The organism is Psychrosphaera sp. B3R10 (genome assembly GCF_018861025.1).
GTDB classification, from domain to species: Bacteria; Pseudomonadota; Gammaproteobacteria; order Enterobacterales; family Alteromonadaceae; genus Psychrosphaera; species Psychrosphaera algicola.
This window is the reverse complement of record NZ_JAHKQH010000023.1, coordinates 262935-285450: the sequence shown is the minus strand read 5'-3', so window position 1 is coordinate 285450 and position 22516 is coordinate 262935. Positions and strand designations below refer to the sequence as shown.

General features: G+C 39.9%; 17 protein-coding genes. 8 read left to right on the top strand and 9 right to left on the bottom strand.

From position 1 onward, the window contains the following. Positions 1 to 9 precede the first annotated feature (9 nt). Both KO525_RS08585 and KO525_RS08580 read right to left on the bottom strand, forming a co-directional pair. Positions 10 to 1374 carry a TRAP transporter large permease subunit gene (locus KO525_RS08585; RefSeq protein ID WP_215963372.1) on the bottom strand — a complete coding sequence of 455 codons (1365 nt, stop codon included), beginning with the start codon at positions 1372 to 1374 and terminating at the stop codon, positions 10 to 12. Positions 1375 to 1376: 2 nt separating this feature from the next. After that, the gene (locus tag KO525_RS08580; RefSeq protein WP_252736728.1) at positions 1377 to 1928 is read right to left on the bottom strand and encodes a TRAP transporter small permease subunit; all 552 of its coding nucleotides are present in this window, start codon (positions 1926 to 1928) and stop codon (positions 1377 to 1379) included. A 347-nt stretch (positions 1929 to 2275) separates the two neighbouring features. Here KO525_RS08580 and KO525_RS08575 point away from each other — a divergent pair, with 347 nt between their 5' ends. Continuing rightward, on the top strand, positions 2276 to 2719 hold the full coding sequence (locus KO525_RS08575; RefSeq protein WP_215963371.1) for a hypothetical protein: 444 nt from the start codon (positions 2276 to 2278) through the stop codon (positions 2717 to 2719). 104 nt (positions 2720 to 2823) lie between these two features. Here the strand turns inward: KO525_RS08575 and KO525_RS08570 are convergent, their stop codons facing one another. Further along, positions 2824 to 3138, bottom strand: a complete 315-nt coding sequence (locus KO525_RS08570) for a BolA family transcriptional regulator (RefSeq protein WP_215963370.1) — start codon at positions 3136 to 3138, stop codon at positions 2824 to 2826. Between the two features lie 102 nt (positions 3139 to 3240). Then, positions 3241 to 3852 (bottom strand): alpha-ketoglutarate-dependent dioxygenase AlkB, encoded by a 612-nt coding sequence (locus KO525_RS08565; RefSeq protein ID WP_215963369.1) that lies wholly within the window; start codon positions 3850 to 3852, stop codon positions 3241 to 3243. Positions 3853 to 3915: 63 nt separating this feature from the next. On the opposite strand from KO525_RS08565, the gene KO525_RS08560 reads away from it, so the two are divergent. Then, a complete protein-coding gene (locus KO525_RS08560) occupies positions 3916 to 5076 on the top strand; it encodes a methyltransferase (RefSeq protein ID WP_215963368.1) in 1161 nt (386 codons plus the stop codon). 1 nt (position 5077) lies between these two features. Next, positions 5078 to 5626 (top strand): YajG family lipoprotein, encoded by a 549-nt coding sequence (locus KO525_RS08555; RefSeq protein ID WP_215963367.1) that lies wholly within the window; start codon positions 5078 to 5080, stop codon positions 5624 to 5626. A gap of 77 nt (positions 5627 to 5703) precedes the next feature. Here KO525_RS08555 and KO525_RS08550 read toward each other — a convergent pair whose 3' ends face one another. Next, positions 5704 to 7794, bottom strand: a complete 2091-nt coding sequence (locus KO525_RS08550; protein WP_215963366.1) for a hypothetical protein — start codon at positions 7792 to 7794, stop codon at positions 5704 to 5706. Positions 7795 to 8358: 564 nt separating this feature from the next. Between KO525_RS08550 and KO525_RS08545 the strand changes: the two genes are divergently transcribed. From KO525_RS08545 to KO525_RS08535, 3 genes are all read left to right on the top strand, one after another. Next, entirely contained in the window at positions 8359 to 8958 is a 600-nt protein-coding gene (locus tag KO525_RS08545; protein ID WP_215963365.1) for a peptidylprolyl isomerase, read from the top strand. A gap of 89 nt (positions 8959 to 9047) precedes the next feature. Continuing rightward, on the top strand, positions 9048 to 9371 hold the full coding sequence (locus KO525_RS08540; RefSeq protein WP_215963364.1) for a hypothetical protein: 324 nt from the start codon (positions 9048 to 9050) through the stop codon (positions 9369 to 9371). 79 nt (positions 9372 to 9450) lie between these two features. Then, a complete protein-coding gene (locus KO525_RS08535; RefSeq protein ID WP_371744396.1) occupies positions 9451 to 10782 on the top strand; it encodes an MFS transporter in 1332 nt (443 codons plus the stop codon). Positions 10783 to 11163: 381 nt separating this feature from the next. Here KO525_RS08535 and KO525_RS08530 read toward each other — a convergent pair whose 3' ends face one another. The 3 genes from KO525_RS08530 to erpA all read right to left on the bottom strand — a co-directional run bounded on the left by KO525_RS08530 (position 11164) and on the right by erpA (position 15914). Next, the gene (locus KO525_RS08530; protein ID WP_215963362.1) at positions 11164 to 14301 is read right to left on the bottom strand and encodes an efflux RND transporter permease subunit; all 3138 of its coding nucleotides are present in this window, start codon (positions 14299 to 14301) and stop codon (positions 11164 to 11166) included. Between the two features lie 13 nt (positions 14302 to 14314). After that, positions 14315 to 15403: an efflux RND transporter periplasmic adaptor subunit gene (locus tag KO525_RS08525; protein WP_215963361.1), complete on the bottom strand. Its 1089-nt coding sequence runs from the start codon at positions 15401 to 15403 to the stop codon at positions 14315 to 14317. 145 nt (positions 15404 to 15548) lie between these two features. Next, positions 15549 to 15914: an iron-sulfur cluster insertion protein ErpA gene (erpA, locus tag KO525_RS08520; protein ID WP_215963446.1), complete on the bottom strand. Its 366-nt coding sequence runs from the start codon at positions 15912 to 15914 to the stop codon at positions 15549 to 15551. A gap of 391 nt (positions 15915 to 16305) precedes the next feature. Here erpA and KO525_RS08515 point away from each other — a divergent pair, with 391 nt between their 5' ends. Together KO525_RS08515 and KO525_RS08510 are read left to right on the top strand one after the other, a co-directional pair. Beyond that, positions 16306 to 19056, top strand: a complete 2751-nt coding sequence (locus tag KO525_RS08515) for a calcium-binding protein (RefSeq protein ID WP_215963360.1) — start codon at positions 16306 to 16308, stop codon at positions 19054 to 19056. A gap of 86 nt (positions 19057 to 19142) precedes the next feature. Continuing rightward, on the top strand, positions 19143 to 21803 hold the full coding sequence (locus tag KO525_RS08510) for a tetratricopeptide repeat protein (protein ID WP_215963359.1): 2661 nt from the start codon (positions 19143 to 19145) through the stop codon (positions 21801 to 21803). On the opposite strand, the gene KO525_RS08505 is transcribed toward KO525_RS08510, so the two are convergent. Then, positions 21792 to 22508 carry a DUF6776 family protein gene (locus KO525_RS08505; RefSeq protein ID WP_215963358.1) on the bottom strand — a complete coding sequence of 239 codons (717 nt, stop codon included), beginning with the start codon at positions 22506 to 22508 and terminating at the stop codon, positions 21792 to 21794. The genes KO525_RS08510 and KO525_RS08505 overlap by 12 nt on opposite strands. Between the last annotated feature and the right edge of the window lie 8 nt (positions 22509 to 22516).

Below are 22516 nucleotides of genomic sequence, written 5' to 3'. Positions count from 1 at the left end.
TATCTATCTCTAACCATATATATAGTTTGGAAGTGCAGTTGCTAATTCCGGCCATATCGCCAAGGCAATTAACATAAAAATTTGCATAATAATAAAGGGTATTACGCCTTTGTATATAGCGGTGGTAGGAATAGATTTTGGTGTCACGCCGCGCAAATAAAATAATGCAAAGCCAAACGGGGGGGTTAAAAATGAAGTTTGAAGGTTTATTGCGATCATTATTCCTAACCATATTGGATCTACGCCCATCATAAACAAAACCGGAGCAACTAATGGTACAACTACAAAGGTAATTTCAATGAAGTCTAATATAAAGCCGAGTAAAAATATTACCACCATCACGATTAAGATTGCGCCAAATACGCCACCAGGCATATTTTGAAACAAACTATGGATCAACTCTTCACCACCAAATCCGCGAAAAACAAGCGAGAATATAGACGCGCCAATGAGGATCATAAATACCATTGACGTTACGCTAACAGTTGAAGCCATTACCTCTTTTAACGTCCCTAGGGTTAAACTGCGTTTTGTCATCGCAATGAGCATAGCACCACAAGCACCAATTCCGGCTGCTTCGGTTGGTGTCGCAACGCCAAATAAAATCGAACCTAATACCAAAAAGATCAGCACTAACGGCGGGATTAGACTGCTAATTAGTACCGACACTGATACCTTTTCAACGTCTGTTTGCCTTGGTGTCCATTCCGGCTTAAAAAGGCCAATACATATTGAATATAATAGATACAAACCCACTAGTATCACCCCTGGTACAATAGCACCAGCAAACAGATCCCCTACTGAAATTGTTTCGGGTGAGAAGTTACCTTGGGCTAATTGCGCCTGTTGATAACCATTAGATAAAACGTCTCCAAGTAGTACGAGTGCAATTGATGGTGGGATTATTTGACCTAATGTACCCGTAGCTGCAACAACGCCCGTCGCGTAGCTTTCTTTATAGCCTGTTTTTAGCATTGTAGGTATCGCCAACAAGCCCATCGTAACAACCGTTGCTCCGACAATTCCGGTACTTGCCGCCATTAGGGCACCAACTAAAGTAACAGCAATGCCCATTCCCGCTGGTAAACGGCCAAATACTTGAGTCATACTTAACAATAGCTGCTCAGCAATTTTTGATTTTTCGAGCATGACGCCCATAAAAACAAATAGCGGTACGGCAAGTAATGTTTGATTTGTCATCACGCCATACAACCGACTAGGTAGTGCGCTTAACAACGAGCCATCAAAAACATCAAATAACACACCAAAACCAGCGAAGATCAACGCCGTTCCAGCCAAAGAAAACGCTACAGGATAACCAAACATCAGCACAACACAGACTATAACGAACATCAAAAGACTTAACCATTCCATCTTTAAGCCTCCTTATCTGTGGTTTGGGTTATTTGTTGGGGTCCAAATTTGTTAGCAAGTATTTCTACTACTTCAGCCAACGCCTGCAGGATTAATAATAAAGGCATAATGAATAAAAGTGACTTAAGTAAGTAAACAATCGGTAACCCACCGGCTTCTTGTGACCCTTCGCTAACTTGCCAAGATTGTAAAACATAATCCCAACTCATCATTAAGATAAAAATACAGGTCGGGATTAGAAATAAGCAATGTCCAATTACATTGATAGATTGTTTATGTTTGGAACTCATTCTTCGATAAAAAATATCAACGCGAACATGTTGGTCGTTTTTTAGGGTTGTTGCCATGCCAAGCATTAGAACAAATGCATGCAAATACATTACGCCTTCTTGCATGGCAATTGAGCCAACATTAAAGGCATAGCGCAAGATAACAACTAAGGTCATGAGCAACATCATTGTAAGTGTTAGCCAAGCGATAGTACGCCCAACTAGATTAGAAAATTTATAACATAGGGTTACAAATTGAAAAGCAATACGATTTTTGGAAATCAAGGAGTCACCTATTTGTTATTATTTTGTTATCGACTCTACCGCGCAATTCCGCTTCGTCTAGTGTTAAACGCGACCAAATAGCAGGATTGCGGCAGTACTTTATTAAACTCATCGCAAAGAGGCAACTTTAAGCTTATGTATGCCACACAAGTTAAAAAAAATTAAACCATGGGGTTAAAAAATCTTTTTTGTAACTTTATTACACAATCTACAGATTAATTTAAATAATCTATCAATAAAGTAACTATCATGTAATTTTATTACGTAATTTAGTTTACAGACTCAAGTTAATTAGTATAATAACTCTAGTTTTAAAGAGTTATAACTTTACTATTTGGGAGAATATTATGAAAAAGTTATTTTTAGCAGCAGCCACACTAATGAGCGCAAATTCATTTGCAATGTCAACTGACTATAAATTTGTCGCCGTAAATGACACACAAGTTACTAATTTATGCGTTATCGCCGCAGAACAGGGAATTTCAGCAGCCAAGAAAGCCGCACGCTTTAGTGGGCTAAATACCGACGGCGCTTTCAATTCAACAGAATGCAATGGTACAAGCATTCGTCGTTTTGCAGCAAAGTTCAAAACGCAAGTTGAACAAGTAGAAGCTGAACAAGTAGAGTATGTATTTAAAGCCAAAGTTCAGGATGATGCATCTCAAATATGCGTACTTGCAGCTGAAGAAGGTATCAATGCAGCAATTAAAGCCGGTGGCCTAGAAGTTACTAGCTATATCTGCAACGGTATTAACATCAAACGCTTTGCTCGTAAATACAACAAAGCATAAACATTATTAAATGTTTAAAGATATTAGTTCATGCGTATAAGTTTTAGTACAGACGAGCACCCAACCGCTTGTCGTACTAAACTTATACCACCTAACCACTTTTACTAACCCAGTTTACTGCCACCGAGACAATCGGGAGACTCTGGCGCTGCATTTACTTCCTGCCATTCCGCCTCAGAATATGTGTGGATTGCTAAAGCATGAATGTCATTCGCTAACTCTTCTGCAAGGCATGCATTAACTAAACGATGTCTTTGAATCAGTCGCTTACCATCAAATAACTCACTCACAACTACCACTTTAAAATGAGATTCGCTGCCAGCAGGCACATTATGATTATTGCTTTCGTTTTCGACCTGTAAATGTAACGGTAAAAACGCATTTGTTAGTTTGTCTGTAATTCTGTTTTGGATCTGCATAATTTTATCGTGTTAATCCTAGTTTCGTGACCGGTATTCTATCGGGTTTAGAGAATATTTATAATAATTTTTGAGCAGAGGATATGGTGTCTTATTTGCAGCTCACTGCACTATATACCGAAACGTTAAGCTAATCCGTTCTGATGACACTTTTTTTCTGACTGGGATTTGATGATGGAATTGAGACTGCATCCCCGCTTTCATCAATAATAAACTGCCGTCTTCGAGCAAGATGCTACTAACCGTTTTACTTTTTAACTGCTTAAACTGGATTTCTCTTGCGGCTCCAAGTGAAATAATGGCGACAACCGGATCTTTACCTAATTCTGCCTCATTGTCAGCATGCCAGCCCATTTTATCTTCACCGTTTCGGTAGCGATTCAATAAAACAGAATTAAAACTAAAAGCGGTATCTTCTATCAATTTATTTTTTAACGTATTCAATGCTTGCGGCCAACCAACGGATTGATGGTCAACGCCGCTATAACGGTAGGTTAATCCTTCGTCTCCATACCAAGCTTGCATTCTGGGTATGATATGCCATTTATTATAGACATGAATCTTAGGTTGCTGCCATTGTACTTTAGCTTTTAACGTAGCGAATAAGTCTGCGCTTTGATTCGATAGCCAGTTCGGACGATATTCGACCCAAGGCGATAACGCCCCTAAATCAGCTTTTATTAACGAATTTATGTCAAATAGTTCCTGTTGCAATTTACTTCACCTCATAGCAATGGGACAATCATATTTTATTGCTTCATAATTAACTGGGCCACTATGCCACTCAATACCACACTGCAATGCGCAACCGGCGAATACTCGTTGTTTCGATACCCAAAGAATCAACACGATGCTGCTCTACAAGCATGGGACAGCGCTGACGAACTTGTTATCGAATACGTTGCAAACACCTATCCTGCAGAAAAGTACATCACGATATTAAATGACCAATTTGGCGCTATCGCCACTGCACTTAATCAGTTTAATCGAGTTTCAGTGACTGACTCACGTGTTAGCGAACTTGCAACAATACAGAATGGTGCCGAGAATAAAATTGTTGACCCTATTTTTTGCAACAGTCTTGAGCCAATTCCAAGTCGCGATGTGGTTATTCTAAAACTCACTAAAAGTGTCGCGTATTTACAGGACCAATTGCAACTGTTAGCACAAAACAATAAAGCTGTTGAAATCGTAGCGTGTGGTAAAACAACACAAGTTACATCAAAAATAATGAGTATTTTTGAAAAGTATTGCGACAACGTTAAAACAAGCTTAGCGAAAAAGAAAAGTCGACTTATATTTGGCACACTTAAGAGCAATGGTACATCAGAACCTGAAATATCTCCTGTTGAAGACCGTTTAAATTACATTGAATGGCCAGAGCAAGGGATTCAAATTGGCGCATATGCTAACGTATTTAGTCATGACGGACTTGATATAGGTGGGCGTTTTCTTGCTGAGAACTTGCCGACGTTTACCTCGGATCAGAAAGTGGTTGATTTAGGCTGTGGCAATGGTCTGTTAGGTCTTGCTGTTTTGAAACAAACAACCCAAAGTGAAACACCAATTTCACTGCGTTTTGTCGACGAGTCTTATATGGCGGTTGAGTCAGCTAAACACAATATTGCCCAAACATTCCCTGATGAATTCTCGCGATGCGACTTTATTCAGGATGATTGTTTAACTAAACAGAAAGCCGAATGTGTTGACGTAATATTGTGTAACCCTCCGTTTCATCAGCAAAACACATTAACGGAACATATTGCTAAGCAGATGTTTAGACAATCATTATTGGCCCTTAAACCTGGTGCCTCGCTATATGTTGTTGCAAATAACCACTTACCTTATCAAAGTTATTTGAAAAAGATGTTCGGTGGATTTAAAGTTCATGCACAAAATAAAAAATTCTCAATCTACCACTGCATAAAGAGGGCATAAGATGTCAGTTTTAAGTACTGTAATTCGCGTTACATTAACCTCAGTCGTTATCGGCTTTTTGTCTGCGTGTATAACGCCAACATCTCAACCTATGTTGATATTTCCCGATACGATAATCAACAAACCAATGATGAGCGTAAAAAGCGCTACCGTTGTTGACTCTAGAAGTAATAAAACATTAGCAGTCATTAATAAGGTAGATACCCCTCCTAATCCCAATTTGGAGTCGCAATTAACCACGTGGTTAAACGACTCAGTGACCGTTAATCCCCGTGGGCGATTGGATTTCACTGTTGAAATTTTAAATTATGCGACCTACGTAATGCAGGGAACTATGCAATTTGAAGCCGAGTCTGTAATGGAATGGCAAGCGAAAATCACTGGTGAGAATGGATTTAGTTGGATTAAAAACTACCAAACAACAATTAAGCAAGATGGTCCACTCAATATGGACAAGTCAGAGATTGAAATACATCTTAATAAAATGGCAAACACCTTGTTGTCTCGCACATTAGAAGACCCTGAATTTAATGCTGCGTTGAGCCACTAAAAACAATTTATAGATCTAAAAAGCGATCTACTACGGTCGCTTTTTTGTTGCTGTTTGGCTAGGTTTACTGTTAGTTATCAGATTTCTATCAACAGTTCTTCTTCAAATTCAGGTTGTTCTATTTTGAATAATTCGGTTATTTCTGAAACTTCACCGTAGGCCATTATTGCATCGTCGCCACAAGACAGGCCATCAACAGCAACCGGGTGAACTCTTTCTAAATGATGGTACTCATCGATAAAATATTTATCATTTAATGGTTTTGGTTGGCATAACCGGATAGCCAAAACGGCTGGTTTAGTAACTTTCCCTAATTGGGAGATGAAATCAAAACCAGTCTTTTGTTTTTCTAATGTTAATAAATCTTCAACCCAAAACATATGTTGTTTGCCACTGCGGGTGGTGATACTAGGCAGTAATAATATGTAACCTGTGACTTCGGGCACTTCGTCAGATAACTGCCAATATAGGTTTTTTACATATTCAGCAAACATCTTACTTGATGCAAGTCGCTGCAAATCATCAAAATAATCTTTTTTCTCTAAGTTAGAAATTGATATGTTGCCAACTCCTAAATGTTCAATAAAACTTGTACGCTTATCCATAACATAGGTAAATGGCATGCTTTCATGGTTCGCACTCACAACTGAACGCAAGGCTTGCGTTAACCCTAAAATGTCCTCCGTTTTGCCGCTGGCTTTAAGTTGACCGCAATAACGTTGAAGAAAATCGCTAAGTAACTGACGTCCTTGATGTTCTTTTGCCACTCCTTCAACTTTTAATCTCAGCAGTGTGCCGTCGCCTTCAATGACACTATAAGTTTGGTTTTTAACGGTTCGGTTCATTCGACGGCTGACGCTAGGCAAAGTAACAAGCACTTCATCGTTTGCATTAAAGTCTAACGACTCGTCAAATTTAACAGCCAAACCTTTAGTTGAGAAGTTGAGGGTCTTGCCAACAAATGATTTTTTGGTTTTACGGTGAATAACGATACACGTAGTATTGCAGTGGAATCTATCCTCCATTCGGCAGTCGTTATTATTATTTACCGCAACGCTGATTTTTTGAGTAGCCATCCGGGGTCTTATGACGTACTGCAGAAGTGAAACAGGTAAGCTCTCACTGTTGTCTTGTTTAGCATAAGGCTTCAACAAGTTTAAGTTCCATAACATATCAGACACATCACTCACAGACAGCAATTTGTCACTGCTAGATAACAATGTTGTGACGTCTCGAGATGGCGGTTTGTTGATCGACTGCAGGCGGATATTATTTTGCGAATTTAAAACCGAAGGCGCTTCGATATTACTTCGAATATGTGTCGACATAATATCAATTTTAATTAGTCGCACTTCTTCACTTGTGAGCGCGTCTTGTAATTCTGGGTGCTCTGCTAACACCAAAGACAACTTGGTAAAATCCACTGCGACAAAATCGGTTTGATCGTTAACCAGTAACTTCTTAATGAGATAAAATTTAGTAATGTTTTGGCTTTGGGATAAAACCGCTTGAAACTCCGGTTTGAGAACGAGTGCACTAACGACACAGGAATGCTGATCTATTTGTAGCGACTCCCAAAATGTATAATTGGAATCACTTAAAAATACCGAGAGCGGTTTAAAATTATTTAATCCGTTATCAAGGGTATAAAACACAGATTTGTTATTGTTTAAATAATGTTGCTCTAACACCCGCTGTTCAATGCTATCTACTAGCGCATTAATATCGATATCATCTTCAGAAACGTCGTGTTTTATTCCACATTCTCTAATGCTTTTGATCTTTCTGCGGTTCAATTGGATCAGCTTAGTGTCAATCGCAGGCCCCGTTTCTTTCTCACTTTCGGGTAAGCGAGCATATCGGCGCTTGGCATAATTGCTCAGCTCTTCGTAAACACCTAGTGTGTATCTGCCCTCTGTTTTATCTAGCAGGGCGTTAAATACATCTATTGATTCAGGGTCAAGGAAGTGACGAATACCATTACATTCGAAAGACTTACACATCTCATAGAAATAAATTCTAAAATCCAAGACGCGTGCGCAGGGCTCACCAATATGATTAATCCCTTTAAGTATTGCCATCCGTTCAGAAAACGTCGCTTTTTTTGCGGTGTGCTGAACTAAAGTCGACAACTTAGGATCACCAGCTCGTGATACTAACGTCCACATCAGATATTTAAATTTAGTTATATCTACGCCATCGAATTGCATAATTTAACAATTTATTTTTATTATTGGTTTGCTTAATTTTTAATCGAATAAAAACATTACTTTATTTAAATGTGTTTGTAAACTCCGCTTAAAAAGCGCAATTTTTAACATTTATTTAATTTGGTAATTTCTATCAAAATTTAAATTAAGTATTTCAATACACTACGAAGCTGTTTCGTAATCGAATAAAATAGATACTAAAAGTTATTAAAATTATTGTTCAACAAAATTAAATTAATCATTAACTTAAAACAAGCTACATAAACTAAAACGTCACAAAACAATTACTAACCTTAGAAAAACACGAGTAGCATTTAAAACGAGTAGAATGCTATTTGAATATCATAATATTTTATTGTTACCCTTTTACTTAACCTCAAGCGCTTTTAAATAGAAAAACAATCTAGTGCGATTTCTAGGTCGTTCATTGGCTAATTCAGTCGCCTAGGATATGCTTCATCCATTGGTATAAGCCACTGATTTTGTTACTCTGTTGAGGCATCTGTGTAATAGGAAATATAAATGAAAACAATCCAAAAAATCTTAGTCTGCGTTTTTCTTATGGCGTCTATAGCAAATGTTGCCGCCGCCCCTAGAGGAGAATATATTCAACCAGACAACCTATACCCCAAGGTAAAGTTCATCACTAATATGGGCGAGCTAATTGTTGAATTAGACAGAGCAAAAGCGCCGATTACGGTGAACAATTTTCTAAGCTATGTCGTTGCTGAGCGCTACAACAACACCCAGTTCCATCGTCTAGAACCACAGTTTGTTCTACAAGGTGGTGGTTACACCACTGAAATGGAAAGTGTTACTGAATACCCGCCAATTGTGAACGAATCAGGAAATGGCCTAAAAAACGAGCAATATACAATTTCAATGGCTCGGCAATACGCACCACATTCGGGTACCAGTCAGTTCTTTTTCAACTTAGGGGACAATAAAAGCCTAGACCCAGGCCGAAATTGGGGTTACGCCGTATTTGGTAGTGTTACATTAGGTGAAGACATTTTTGAAAAAATAGAAGCTATTACAACCGGCACGTCACCAGAATTGGGTTGGCCGAGTTTCCCTGATAAACCGATTATTATTCATAAAATAGAAGTACTGGCAGAATAATTTATAACCACTATAATCATTTGGAGGTGGTCAAATAAAGACCACTTGTTAATTCCCTAAAAATAATATCAATAAGCGGGAGAGTTATAGTGGCAAACGCAGCTACATTTATCGACAACAAAGCAAGGCAATTATCGTATTATGCTGATGCCTTTGTTTGGGGATCATTACCAGCAAGTGAGGTTAACTTATATTGTTGGGACACGTTAGAGGAATGGTCACAAGTGGCTGCTAATGATGTCAAAATGACGCCAAAAGAAAGTGCTTTTTGGTACTTGTTGCACCAATTAGTGTGCAGTAATTCAAGTGAGATTAAAGGTTGCCCTAAACTTCGCTCTGAAGTAGATACCTGTATTAATTACTTACGAGGTTGTGGTCGTTATCCCGACTTTTGTTGCGGGATCCGCCCATAAAAATGAGTAAATTAATAAAGCGCTTGATTTAACACACATATATAGAAACAATCGGCTTAGTTGATTCCCTAAAGGCCGATTGTTTTTGTCACTCTTATACTCCATAAAAAACGGATTTTCCGTTTATTTGCAAGCTAATGTCATTCGAGTTTTTTTCCTCGGTTTTTCAGCTGGCATCCCCATCATGTTAGTTTTCAGTACCTTGTCTATTTGGCTTGAAGAGGCTGGTGTTCAGCGTTCTAGTATAGGATTTTTTAGCTGGATTACATTGGTTTACGCCTTTAAATGGGCATGGGCGCCTGTCGTAGATAGGTGGTCACTCCCAGTTTTAGCACCATTGTTTGGGCGTAGAAGAAGCTGGCTATTGTTAAGCCAAGTCTGCCTCGTTATGGCAATTGCTTCTATGGGGATGATTGATCCTCAAAGTCATCTTGCTCAAATGGCCGTTGCAGCGCTCGTTGTCGCGTTTTGTTCCGCCACCCAAGACATTGTCATTGACGCCTTTCGAATTGAATCTGGTGAAACGCGCCAACAAGGCGCAATGGCCGCCTCCTATATGGTTGGTTACCGCCTAGCTATGATAGTTGCAACCGCTGGCACTTTACTGCTTGCTACCTATTTTCAAACAGACAGCACGCTTTACCAGTATGCGAGTTGGCGATGGGCTTATTTTGCTATTGCTTGTGTCATGTTGGTGGGCATTGTCGCCACATTATCATCTCCTGAACCAGAAGAGATACAAGTAACTGAGAGCTTAACGCCTCAACCGAGAAATTGGATTAAAAAGCTGTACTACTCTTTAATCCAGCCCGTTATCGACCTATTTGAACGCTTCAAGTGGATAACTTTGATCTTACTTATTTTAATTTGCACATATCGTATTTCCGACATTGTCATGGGTGTCATGGCCAACGTGTTCTATATCGACATGGGTTACACCAAGCAGGATATTGCGGCAATGTCGAAAACATTTGGTGTCGTTATGACATTGCTTGGGGCATTCTTTGCCGGTGGTTTAATTAATCGCTTTGGCATTTTAAAAATATTATTAAGCGGTGCCATTCTATCTGCTGTGACGAATATCCTGTTTATCTATTTGTCTCGGTCAGAACCATCACTTTTGTTGCTAGGAACGGTTATTGCTGTCGATAACTTAAGTGCGGGCATTGCAATGGCGGCGCTAATTGGTTTTTTATCCTCTATTACAAATAAAGAATTTACCGCAACCCAATATGCCTGGTTAAGTTCTGCAATGTTACTCTTGCCTAAGTTCTTAGGCGGTTTTTCCGGTGTTTGGCTAGAGAGCTTAGGGTATACACATTTTTTCACCATGACCGCGCTTATCGGCATTCCAGCAATTATGTGTATCTTGTACTTGATTAAAAAAGATTGGGTCCCAACAAAACGTTAACTTAATCGAAAAATACGACATTGCTAATGCAACCATGCATTATTTTCATCTACGATGAGCGAAATAGTAGATGCAAAGGCACTAGTTGTGTTTAACTATCAAAATACGAATCGACGGATGTTCACGATAAAATTATGATTAGATTGTTTTTTTTACTGCCACTTATTTTATGTTTTATTTGGTGGCTCTATTTAAAAAATAAAGGCTGGACGATAGAACAAGGTAAGCAGGGCTTTTATTATATTATTGGCTTAACCGGCGTTATGGCAGTATTTTTTGGATTGATGTATTTACTAAATCACCACCTCAAATAAAAAAGAGCAGACATTGTCTGCTCTTTTTACATAAGGGTTGAAGACTATTTAATACCAAGCGATACCTTTATGTAGAAGGAGTCGGTGTTATTATTTCAGTAGTCCTTACCTTCCTAACACCACGATACCAAAGCTTAATATTCTCGCCCATCATTAGTAAGCAAGGCGTTAACACTAACGTCAATAAGGTTGAAAACGCTAATCCACCAGCAACAGCCAGGGACAACTGAGACCACCACTGGGTAGAGGGCCCGCCAAATTCCATTAACCTATCCATTAAGTCAATATTAACCTCTAATACCATTGGCATTAACCCTAAAATCGTAGTCACTGTGGTTAGCATTACTGGACGTAATCGTTGCGCGCCGGTTCTTAATATTGCCTCCGCTACTCGCATGCCCTCTTTACGCAGAACATTATAAGTATCAATTAATACAATATTGTTATTAACCACGATACCCGCCAACGAAATAACACCGATACCAGACATTACAATACCAAACGGTTTTTGCACTATCATCAGTCCTAGGAACACGCCAACCGTCGAGAAAATAACAGCGCTTAAAATTAACAAGGCTTGATAGAAACTATTGAACTGAGTAACCAAAATAATCGCCATGACAAACAGCGCCACTAAAAACGCATTTTGTAAGAAACCTTCCGATTCAGCTTGATCTTCATTTTCACCACGAACTTGAATATTAATGGTTTTACTCAAATTTAAGCTGGGTAGTTGTTCCATCAACATCGGAAGCTCTTGGCTAAGCAAAACTCCCGGTGCCATATCTGCTGCTATTTGCACAACGCGTCGGCCATCGACTCGACGAATAACATCAACTTTTGGAACGGCTTTTTGTTCGACAAAATTACTCACAGGAACGAGACCTGATGCGGTTTTTACACGAACCGACTGCAATTGGCCGATATCACGCTTTTCTTCTGGGTAACGAACTCGAATATCCAACTCGTCATCAACATCGTCTGGGCGGTATTCACCAATTTTTAAACCATTTGTAATCATCGAAATTGAGCTACCAACTAAAGTGGCGTCTGCGCCAAAACGCGCGGCATTACTTCTATCGATAAGTAATTGCCATTCGATACCATCCTTATTTGCGGTGTCACTTATATTGATAAATTTCTCTGTTTCATCGAGTGCCTTCCGAATCGTGCGTACGGCATCTGACAGCTCCCCAGGAAAACGTGAACTTAGTTCGAGTACTAACGCTTTACCACCACTTGGGCCATTTTCATCTTTGCGGACTTCAATTTCGACGCCGGCGATATCTTCCGTCAAAGAATAAACATCGGCAATGATTTTGTCCGCCTTTCGGCGTACTTGCCAATCAACTAAATTCATTCGCATGTAGCCAACTTGATCACTACCACCGGTACGCGCATAAAGGGTTTCAATTTCTTCGAGGCCCACCAAACGCTGTTCTATTTTTTGCATGATTTTGTCTTTTTCATGAATCGACAAATCACCATGGGAACGTACTGTAATATTCGCGCCAACAGGCTCAACATTTGGGAAAAACTCAACACCTAAACCACTTGCACCGTAACCCATAAACACTGCAATGGAGATCGCATTAGAGAGCAACAACGTTTTAAACGGGTGCGCGATTGCCTTCGCCAGAACGCCAACATAACGACCGGTAAAGCCACCTAGCTTGGTTATGTCACCTTCTTCAGCTTGTATTAATTGACGTTTTTTCTTGTCACTCAATGGTCGAACTTTACCGATTAGTGAACCAATGGCGGGAACAAAGATCAGGGCCATAAACAGCGAGGCTGTTAACACAGCAATAAGTGTAATAGGTAAGTATTTCATAAACTCACCCATCATTCCCGGCCAGAATATTAACGGCGCAAAAGCGGCTAAGGTTGTTGCTGTAGATGCAATAATTGGCCATGCCATTCGCCTAGATGCCACTCGATATGCCTCTTTACGTGGTTTACCTTCACTCATCATCCTATCGGCAAATTCGGTCACCACTATGGCACCGTCAACTAACATACCCACGGCCATTATTAATGAAAAAAGAACAACCATGTTGACCGTCATTCCCATTAAAGATATCACCAGGATACCCGTCAAAAATGAGCCTGGTATTGATATACCAACTAATATTGCAGAACGGCTGCCAAGTGTGGCAATAATTACAATAACAACCAAGATAACCGCTGAGAGAACATTGTTCTGCAAATCTTTTAACATCTGCCTAACATCTTTTGATTGATCGCCGGTATAAGTAACTTCGATATGCTCCGGCCATAACCCTTTTCCCTGCTCAACAATATCCTTAACCTTCTCAATGGTTTCAATAATGTTTTCACCTGGTCGCTTTTTAATTTCTAGTGACACCGCGGGGTGAGCATTTAATCGAGCAAAACTATTTGGATCCTTATAAGAGCGGCGGACTTGAGCAACGTCACCAAATGTTATGACTTTATCACCGTCAATTTTAATTGGTTGGTCGTACACGTCTTTTACTGATTCGTAAACAGACGGCACTTTAACCGCAAATCGACCTGCGCCATTGTCTAATGTACCTGCTGCAACTAAGCGATTGTTTCGATCTAATAAGTTAAAGATGTCACCTTGATCAAGGCCGTAACTTTCCATCAAAAGTGGGTCAACAACGATTTCAACAATATCTTCGCGGTCACCACCGACTTCAACTTCTAAAACTTCCTTAAGTCCTTCAATTACATCTTTAAGTTCCCGAGCAATAGTGACTAAACCACGTTCCGGTACCGGCCCTGAAAGTACAACTGTTATCACAGGCTGTTCGTCGGCCATACTCACTTGCTTGATTACCGGCTCTTCGGTTTCTGATGGCAGTTTTGCTTTGGCGATTGTCACTTTGTCGCGCACATCGGCTAGCGCTTCTTTTGAATCAAAACCGGCGATAAATTCAAGTTGAACAGAGGCATGACCTTCACTGGCATTGGAGGTCATTTCTTTGACTCCTTCTAAAGACCTAAGCTCATTTTCCATTGGTCTGATTAACATTCGTTCCGCATCTTCTGGCGAAATGCCGTCATGGACAATCGAAACGTAAATAATAGGAATAGTTATATCCGGATTGGACTCTTTAGGAATGTTTGAATAGGTTACTGAACCGGAAATGATCAACAAAATGAAGAGCATTAAAACGGTGCGAGTGCGGTCTAAGGCCGCGTCGATAACACCTAACATATTGCGTCCCTGCCTATAGTTGCTTGTAACTTACATTGACTTTGTCGCCAATTTTTACAAATCCTTGCCCAAGCGTTATTACGTCAGTTTTAGCTTTAAACCCACCTAACCACACTCCATCTTTGTCTGCTTTAATTAAATCAATGGGATTAAATTTTACGACACCATCTTCTACCGTCTTCACCCCCAAGTTACCCAACTGGTCAAGTGACAACAGCGCTGGCGTGACTTTTATTGCTAATTCATTGTCAAACAATAATGAAATTTCGGTACTGACACCGGCTCGTAAACGCTGATTAGGATTGTCTATTTCGATTTCAACTGGAAACGTATTGGTCCCTTTATCCGACACGCTTGCTAGATAGCTCATGCGTCCTTTAACGGTAGACCCATCCACCATTTTCACCACAACTTTAGTATCAAGATTCAAATTGGCGATATGAGATTCAGTTACATTGGCTGAAACAATAAGTGGATTTAAGTCAATCAGAGTAAACATCACTTGGCCCTTGTTTACAAAACTGCCTAGCTCAATGTTTTGCTCGTCCAATACGCCTGAATATGGAGCGCGAATTGTGCTTTTCTCAAGCATGATTTCGCTTTGTCTTAGGTTGGCTTTTGCAGAGACTAGAGCGGCTTTGGCCTGTGCGAGAAGTGATTGTCCCTGAAGTCCTTTCTCAGATAAAGACTTCATGCCGGCATATTCGATCTCACGTTGTTCAACGACCGCTTTGGCAAATTCTATTTGTTCAATTCGGTCATCGATTGCGAGTTTAACAATTGCCTGCCCCTTCTTAACGCTTTGCCCTTCAATCACTAAAATCTCAGCTACGCGACCATCTAGTTCGGCGCTTAGTTTAAGGCTACGTTCGGGTTCTGTACGACCATACAACTCGATGCTGCGGCTAATAGACGAGGCTTCAAATGAAGTGACTTCAACCTTAGGCAACTTGGTTTCATGTTTAGATTCGTTTTTGGCAGCGACTTCTTTGCTTTGCAAGCTACCTGATGCCATCCAACCCACGAGAATGACAGTAAGTATCATGGCGAGAATGTAAGGCTTTCTTTCGAATAATCCTGGGGCGTTATTTGTAGCGCTCATATTTTTCCTAAATTTGAACTAAAGAATAGTGGCTGGCCCCATTCTATGGCAACAAACTCAACAAAAATAGGCTACATAATAAAAAATGACCAACTTATTGGTCATTTTTTGTAATATCTTGTGTCTCTTTTTTTTACAATTAAGATTAAACGCTGAAACTAGCGCCACAACCGCACGTTGTCGATGCGTTTGGATTGTTAACAAAAAATCGAGAACCCTCTAAACCTTCTGTGTAATCGACAATACCGCCAACTAAATATTGTAGGCTCATTGGATCAATCACCATAGAAACACCTTGTTTAACAACTTCAGTGTCACCTGGGTTTACAGCTTCATCAAAAGTAAATCCATATTGGAACCCAGAACAACCACCACCGGTTACATAAACACGTAGCTTCAATTCAGGATTTTCTTCTTCCTCAACTAACACTTTTACTTTTGCCGCTGCCGCGTCAGAAAACTGAATTGGTAATTCAGGTGCGTCTTGGGCCAAATCAGTTGCGGATACCATTTCTGTCATTACTAAAACCTCTGTTATTAAGGGCGCTGATTATCTAATACCTGACAAATTTAATCAAGTATTCAAGAGAACCAGAAAGCATAATAAAGATAGTTTAAATTGGACGAGGGAAAAACACTGATTAGCGCGGTATTGGGCACCATCCGCTTTACCAAGTCAGGCATAGACACAAACAAGAGTTTTTCTTGTTTGTGTCATGATATTACCGATTATGTGTCAGTATTTTTTACAAACCAACTTCACTTTTTCAGTAAGAATGGATATAACCTTGATTATTAAAGGATTCAAAATTTAAGGTATGTTTTTTGCAGTATTTCTAGTATAAAACGTAATGTATCTCGTAAATGTATTAATGGTTAGAAATCCGTAAGGAATAGTTGTTGTGATCTTACCTAAAAACTCGAAATTTGTATTCAAAACTCTTTTGCTTGGGACGTTATTGCTCCCGACTACCACTTTGGCTGCCGCAAATCCCGTCGTAAATGGAACTGAGAATGCCGACACGCTTAATGGCAATAGTGGCGATGATGAAATTAATGGTCTAGGTGGCAATGATACCATTAGTGGTAAAGGCGGCTCAGACATTTTATACGGCAATGACGGTGATGATGAACTTAATGGCGACGGTGGAGCTGATACCTTAGTTGGCGGTGATGGCAACGATATTTTGAAAGGTGGTAATAGCAAAGATACCCTTTTTGGTGATGACGGCGACGACGAATTATATGGTCAAGATGCTGACGATGTGCTTAATGGCGGCAATGGCAACGACATTGTTAGTGGTGGCAATGGTCAAGATTTGATTATTGGCAGTGACGGTAATGATGATATTGACGGCGGAATAGGCAACTATGACAAGTTATCCTATGAAGAATTGAGCCATGCCATTGATGTAAATTTACAAACTGGCTCTGCGACGAATGCGGCAAACTCAAAAACAGATTCCGTTACAAACATTGAACTTGTCGAAGGTTCAGAATTTGACGATACAATAATTGGCGATAGTAAACTCAATATATTAGATGGTGGCGCAGGGAACGACATCATCGATGCCAGTGGCGGTAACGACTTCGTAAAAGGCAGTACAGGTAACGATGTTGTTGAGGGTGGAGCCGGCACAGATACATTATCTTATGCGCATAGCGATAATGCCGTCATGATTGATTTAGCAGATGAAACTTCACAAGATACAGGCCTGAATGGGTTTGACACTATTTCTGGATTTGAAGACTTAATTGGCTCTGTTTTTGGTGACACCCTTAGTGGTGATGACAACGAAAATGAAATCTATGGTGGAAATGGCTCTGACATTATTAATGGTCAAGGTGGTGATGATACCATTTATGGCGATGAAGACTTCACAGCTAATTCAGATACCATTGCAGACTTATATTCAAATCCTGACGTTACCGGTGTTGCAGGCAACGACATTATTAACGGTGGTGACGGTGAAGACACTATTTTTGGTAATGCTGGCAATGACATTATTAGCGGTGGTAACGACGATGATGAAATAGACGGTGGTGACGGCATAGATACAATTCATGGCGATGCTGGCGATGACGTAATTGACGGTGGTGCTGGCGCAGATTTCCTTTATGGTGATTCTGGCGAAGATAATATTCGTGGTCGTGATGGAAACGACAATATTTGGGGTGGCGACGACAACGACAGACTGCGTGGCGATGATGGCGACGATACCCTTTACGGTGAATCTGGAAACGATGAATTAGAAGGTGATGACGGCAACGATACTTTATATGGCGGCGACGGAAACGACACGCTTAAAGGTTTAGCTGACAATGACATCTTATATGGCGGTAAAGGTGTCGACTCTTTGAAAGGTGGCAGTGGTGACGACTATTTAGACGGTGGCGAAGGTGCTGATGAATTAATTGGTGAAGGTGGCGACGATACCTTTATTGCTGGCGATGGCGATCTCGTCAACGGCGGAAATGGCGATGACAAAGTCTTTTGGGATAGCTCAGTTGAAGCTAGCGCAACGATTGAAAATAACTCAGATGCATTGTTTGTCTCAGGCCCAATTGACAGCGCCAATGTAGTCGCGACATTTGTCGATAACGATGTACGAGTAAACTTCTCAGAACAAAATAGTGTTTTGTTAACGAATCAAGCGGTTGGTAACAAAGCTTCTATTAAAACAATATCTTCGGTTGATGAATCTGGTGACGTAACGGGTGATTACTTTGCTGACTTAGACGATTATAGTTTTAGCAATCTAATAAATAATGAAACGTTTTCGAATTATGGCATTGAGGGCGAATATCTCACTACGACCGATACAACATTAAACGGAAACCTCAATATAGATGGTGAATTGAGTAATAATTACAACTTTGTTAACAATGGCGACATTCAAGTTCAAAACGAAAGTGTTATTACAAACAAACTAAAAATTACCAATAACGAAGGCAAAAAAATAACCTTCTTAGGTGATGGTTCTATCTCAGGAACCTTTACCAGTGGCGGTTCTGTAAACGACATGGGTCGCATATACAACAACGGTATCATCGAAGTGGGTGACGATTTTATTCTGACCTTAGCAGGCCAAACAATTTCTGGTGATGGCACATTCAAAGGCGCTACCGAAATTTCAGACTCCACAATTAATCCAGGCAACAGTCCAGGTACTCTGACATTTGAAGGTGACTCTGAATGGACAGCACTTACGTTAGCCATGGAGATTGCTGAAGACAATGGTGTCTTTATTAATGACAAAATTATAGTTGATGGTGACCTGTCTTTCCTTGGGCTTTTTGATTTTGATATTGCATTCCAAGCCCCATTAGATCTGTCAGATATCGAAGGTGAATCATTTACGTATATCGAAGTAAGCGGTGACTTAATTTATGACGGTGTAGTTGTGGAAGATGCTAGCACTTTTGACTTTGGTGATTGGGTTGAAGGTCTTGTTGAAGGCTGGACTTGGAACTGGTTAGGTAATAGCACAGACGGTTGGCAGTTTAATTTAAGCTATATGGTCAGCGACAATGGTGGTGGTGACGGCAACGGTGGTGGCACGACAGATGTCCATGAACCAAATGCAACATTCCTAGTTGGTCTATTTGGCGCTGCATTATTATGGCGTAGAAGAAAGTCGCTACGCGGTTAGACCAATTTTTACAAATATTTGGAATTGATGTATAAAAGGCGACTCTGTCGCCTTTTTTTGTACTCCTATTGTAAGTTGATTATTGTATGGCAAATAAATTTTGCATTTGGGTTTTACTCGTAACTTTTAATTCTGGGTTACTTACTGCATGTTCACCCACACGTACTCCCAACGAACACTTGGAGGTGGGCCAAAATAAATTCCAGCAAAAAGAATATGCTCAGGCCATCATCCACTTAAAAAATGTCATATCACTCTACAATGCAGAAACTAATGTTGATTTAGACCAGGCCAAATACCTTTTAGCCAAATCATACGATAGCGTAGGAAAGCAAGAAAACGCCGAGAGATTTTGGGTCGATATTACTGATAGCCCGCGTTTCCAAGTCGAAGCAATTAAAGCACTTTCACAGTATTATTTTGAGGAGGCCAACTTAGTTTCTTTGGCGGACTTAATTGCCAAATACCTCGGTAAAAACGTAGACACAGATCCACTATTGTCGCTCTACCAAGTTTTACTCGCCCAAAAATCCAATGAACCCAAAAATGCCAGAGCTCTTCTATCTCAGTTGACGACGGAAACGTTAGCATCACCTCTTGGTCAATATACGCAAGCATTTGTCAATTCAGAGACGGACCCTCAATCGGCAGTTGAAACAATTTCTAAGCTGATATTGTCAGAACCAGACTATAAAGCGGCTTGGTTATTGCGCGGGCAAATTCATGCGTCGAATGCCAAATACAACGACGCCTATCGAGATTACAGTACCTATCTGACCCTAAACCCAACGGCAACCTATGTACACTTCCTGCTAGCCTTAACAGCACAACATCTTGATAAATATGAGCTAATGCAAAAGCACGTTGCGGTACTTTTAAAGCAAAATCCAGAGCAACCGCTGTCCAATCATCTTCAGGCGCTTATTTTCTATCGACAAAGTAATTTTGAATTAACTAAATTTCATGCCGAATTGTCAATCCAAAATGGCCTAGCAAATTCGACGAATGCGTTAATGGCGGGTATTGCGGCTGCGAATTTGGAACAGTTTGAAGTGGCTTTTAACCATTTAGAACGTCTTCAGGATGAGTTTGCAAATCACCAGGGATTTTTGCGTGTGTTTAGTTGGGTCCAGTTAAATTTAGGGTTGCTGAATGACGCTGTTGCAAAATATAACGAAATTAACGTGGATACCGATTCCGAATTTCATTTAGGCAATTTACTTGTTGATCAGCTTATAGCGAAAAAACAGCTTCAAACGGCAAACGAATTACTCGAAAAATTACAATTTGCCCCTGTTTCTAACCCCATGCTTAAACTCAAACAAGGTATTTTGCAACTTAACGCTGGTAATAAGCATGGCTTAGAAATCATTCAGGGATTAGCACAAGAACAAAAAGATAACGTCACGATCAAAATGGCGCATATTTTAAGTCTCGCTGACCAAGGTAAATACGACGATGCCATGAAACAAGCGATTGATTGGCACTTAGATGATAAAAACAACGTACTAGCCGTGAATGTCATCGCACTTTTACACCAGCAAAACAAGCAATTCGACCTGGCTGCAAAATGGCTACGCCATTCATTGCAACTGCAACCCAAAAATGTTCCTGCTTTACTTCACCTAGGATATAAAGCCCTTGACGATAAAGATAGTTCAACTGCAAAACACTATTTTGAACAGGCACTACAATTAAAACCTAATCATAAGAAAGCCATAACCGGATTATTGAAACTCAAAGCAAACGATAACAATGCGATTAGTACTAAGCAATTAATGGCCAGTATAAATTTCAACGGCGATGCCATGCCAGCGATCATAGCGATAACTCAATATCTATATCAAGATGGTCAGTACGACAAACTTCGCGAATTAATAAAGTCAAATATCGAAATTACCGATTGGACTTTGGAAATTTGGCAGATATGGCTCCGTGCCCAAATTGCCACTAACCAATTGGATTTAAAGGATGACTTGTATCTTTTCTCTAATCGTTTTCCTGCCGAAGAAACATACCTTTATGTCATTTCACTAATTGAAGATCAGCGCCAATACGATCTAATCTTGACCTATATCTCTTGGCTTGAATCCCATTCAAAATCGAGCAATAACATTCAATACGCTAAGGCAAATGCATTGCTTTATACCGGTGATTTAGCAACTGCAGAGTTTTTAATTACACAATTAAGTGAAAAACCACCATTACCCGCTCTAATGTGGTTAAAAGGTAAATTGTTAATTGAACAGGGTAAAACGTCAGTTGGTCTGCTAAAAGTGGCAAACTATTTTAATCAATACCCTACACGAAGTGCGATGATTGAATTAGCGACCGCGGCAAAACAACAAGGTCACTTTGACCATCTTGTTATCATTGCGCATCATTACTTCCGACAATCACCCAATGATCACAATGCCCGGGCGATGGTATCTAATTGGTTAATTCAAAATGCCCCAAAAGCCGCAATTGCGATACTTGATGTCCCCCAATCTCGTCGTTTTATCTTACAACACTGGCAAATATCAAATAATTTGGCATGGTTATACTTGTCTACCAACAAGCCTAAAAACGCCCTTGTATTTGCAGAACAAGCTTATTTGCAACAACCAAAGAATCCCCAAGTCGTTATTAATTACGCTCGTATTTTAAAAACGTTGGGCGAGGTTCAGAAGGCAGTGCAAACATTAAAACGGTTCGCTACGCCAACTGAAGATATGAGATTATTACTAAAGGAATTAGGAGCTTAGTTCAGGCCATTCCAACTTTTCATTAAACGATTTATATGGCTGCCATTTTGTTTTGGGCTGAACCACTTTGATTTCAATGTCTTCTGGAATGAACCCTTCTTTGAGCTCAAACTCACCTTCAAAATATTGAAAATAGTGGAAACTAAAACGTAATTGCTCAGATGCTAGATTTGACATTTTAGCTAAATCCAACGTTCTAGTTTGTCCATCTTCAATGCCTACTATATTTAATTTAATATACCCTTTGGCATTTCGCTTGCGTGTATCCGTTTGCACTAATGCGAACTTAAATTTGTAGTGATTAATTCGATTCGTCGATTCTATGTCAAACTGTTCAATAGCTAAACCGTCTGCGACCAGCTCAGGTGCGAGCACTTTCTGATAAAAGTTGAGCTCAGTTCTGAGTTGCAGCGATTCTTCTTTTAATCCCAACAATTCTTGTTTCATCTGCACTGCAGCATTTTGCTCGACTTCCATTTCAACTGTAAGGTAGTTTATTTGCCTGATCTTCTGGTCTAACTCCTCATACAGCCCTGTAAGTCTTTGCTGTTGTGTATTTAACTGATTTTTCTGCCAAATAACAATTTGCCCACTCAATTGAAAACCGGCATAAAATACCGCCGCCAATATAACGATGAGTAATAATAAAAACTGAAAGCGACCTAAACGGTTCTTAATACTTTCGAAACTCCACCACGCATTCATAAAAGATA

What these genes read in the sequence shown, in the direction of transcription:
- KO525_RS08505 (WP_215963358.1), bottom strand. Translation starts at nt 22,508, where the DNA reads ATGAATGCGTGGTGGAGTTTCGAAAGTATTAAGAACCGTTTAGGTCGC.
- KO525_RS08570 (WP_215963370.1), bottom strand. Translation starts at nt 3,138, where the DNA reads ATGCAGATCCAAAACAGAATTACAGACAAACTAACAAATGCGTTTTTA.
- KO525_RS08530 (WP_215963362.1), bottom strand. Translation starts at nt 14,301, where the DNA reads ATGTTAGGTGTTATCGACGCGGCCTTAGACCGCACTCGCACCGTTTTA.
- KO525_RS08575 (WP_215963371.1), top strand. Translation starts at nt 2,276, where the DNA reads ATGAAAAAGTTATTTTTAGCAGCAGCCACACTAATGAGCGCAAATTCA.
- KO525_RS08560 (WP_215963368.1), top strand. Translation starts at nt 3,916, where the DNA reads ATGCCACTCAATACCACACTGCAATGCGCAACCGGCGAATACTCGTTG.
- KO525_RS08545 (WP_215963365.1), top strand. Translation starts at nt 8,359, where the DNA reads ATGAAAACAATCCAAAAAATCTTAGTCTGCGTTTTTCTTATGGCGTCT.
- KO525_RS08585 (WP_215963372.1), bottom strand. Translation starts at nt 1,374, where the DNA reads ATGGAATGGTTAAGTCTTTTGATGTTCGTTATAGTCTGTGTTGTGCTG.
- KO525_RS08550 (WP_215963366.1), bottom strand. Translation starts at nt 7,794, where the DNA reads ATGTGGACGTTAGTATCACGAGCTGGTGATCCTAAGTTGTCGACTTTA.
- KO525_RS08555 (WP_215963367.1), top strand. Translation starts at nt 5,078, where the DNA reads ATGTCAGTTTTAAGTACTGTAATTCGCGTTACATTAACCTCAGTCGTT.
- KO525_RS08525 (WP_215963361.1), bottom strand. Translation starts at nt 15,403, where the DNA reads ATGAGCGCTACAAATAACGCCCCAGGATTATTCGAAAGAAAGCCTTAC.
- erpA (WP_215963446.1), bottom strand. Translation starts at nt 15,914, where the DNA reads ATGGTATCCGCAACTGATTTGGCCCAAGACGCACCTGAATTACCAATT.
- KO525_RS08510 (WP_215963359.1), top strand. Translation starts at nt 19,143, where the DNA reads ATGGCAAATAAATTTTGCATTTGGGTTTTACTCGTAACTTTTAATTCT.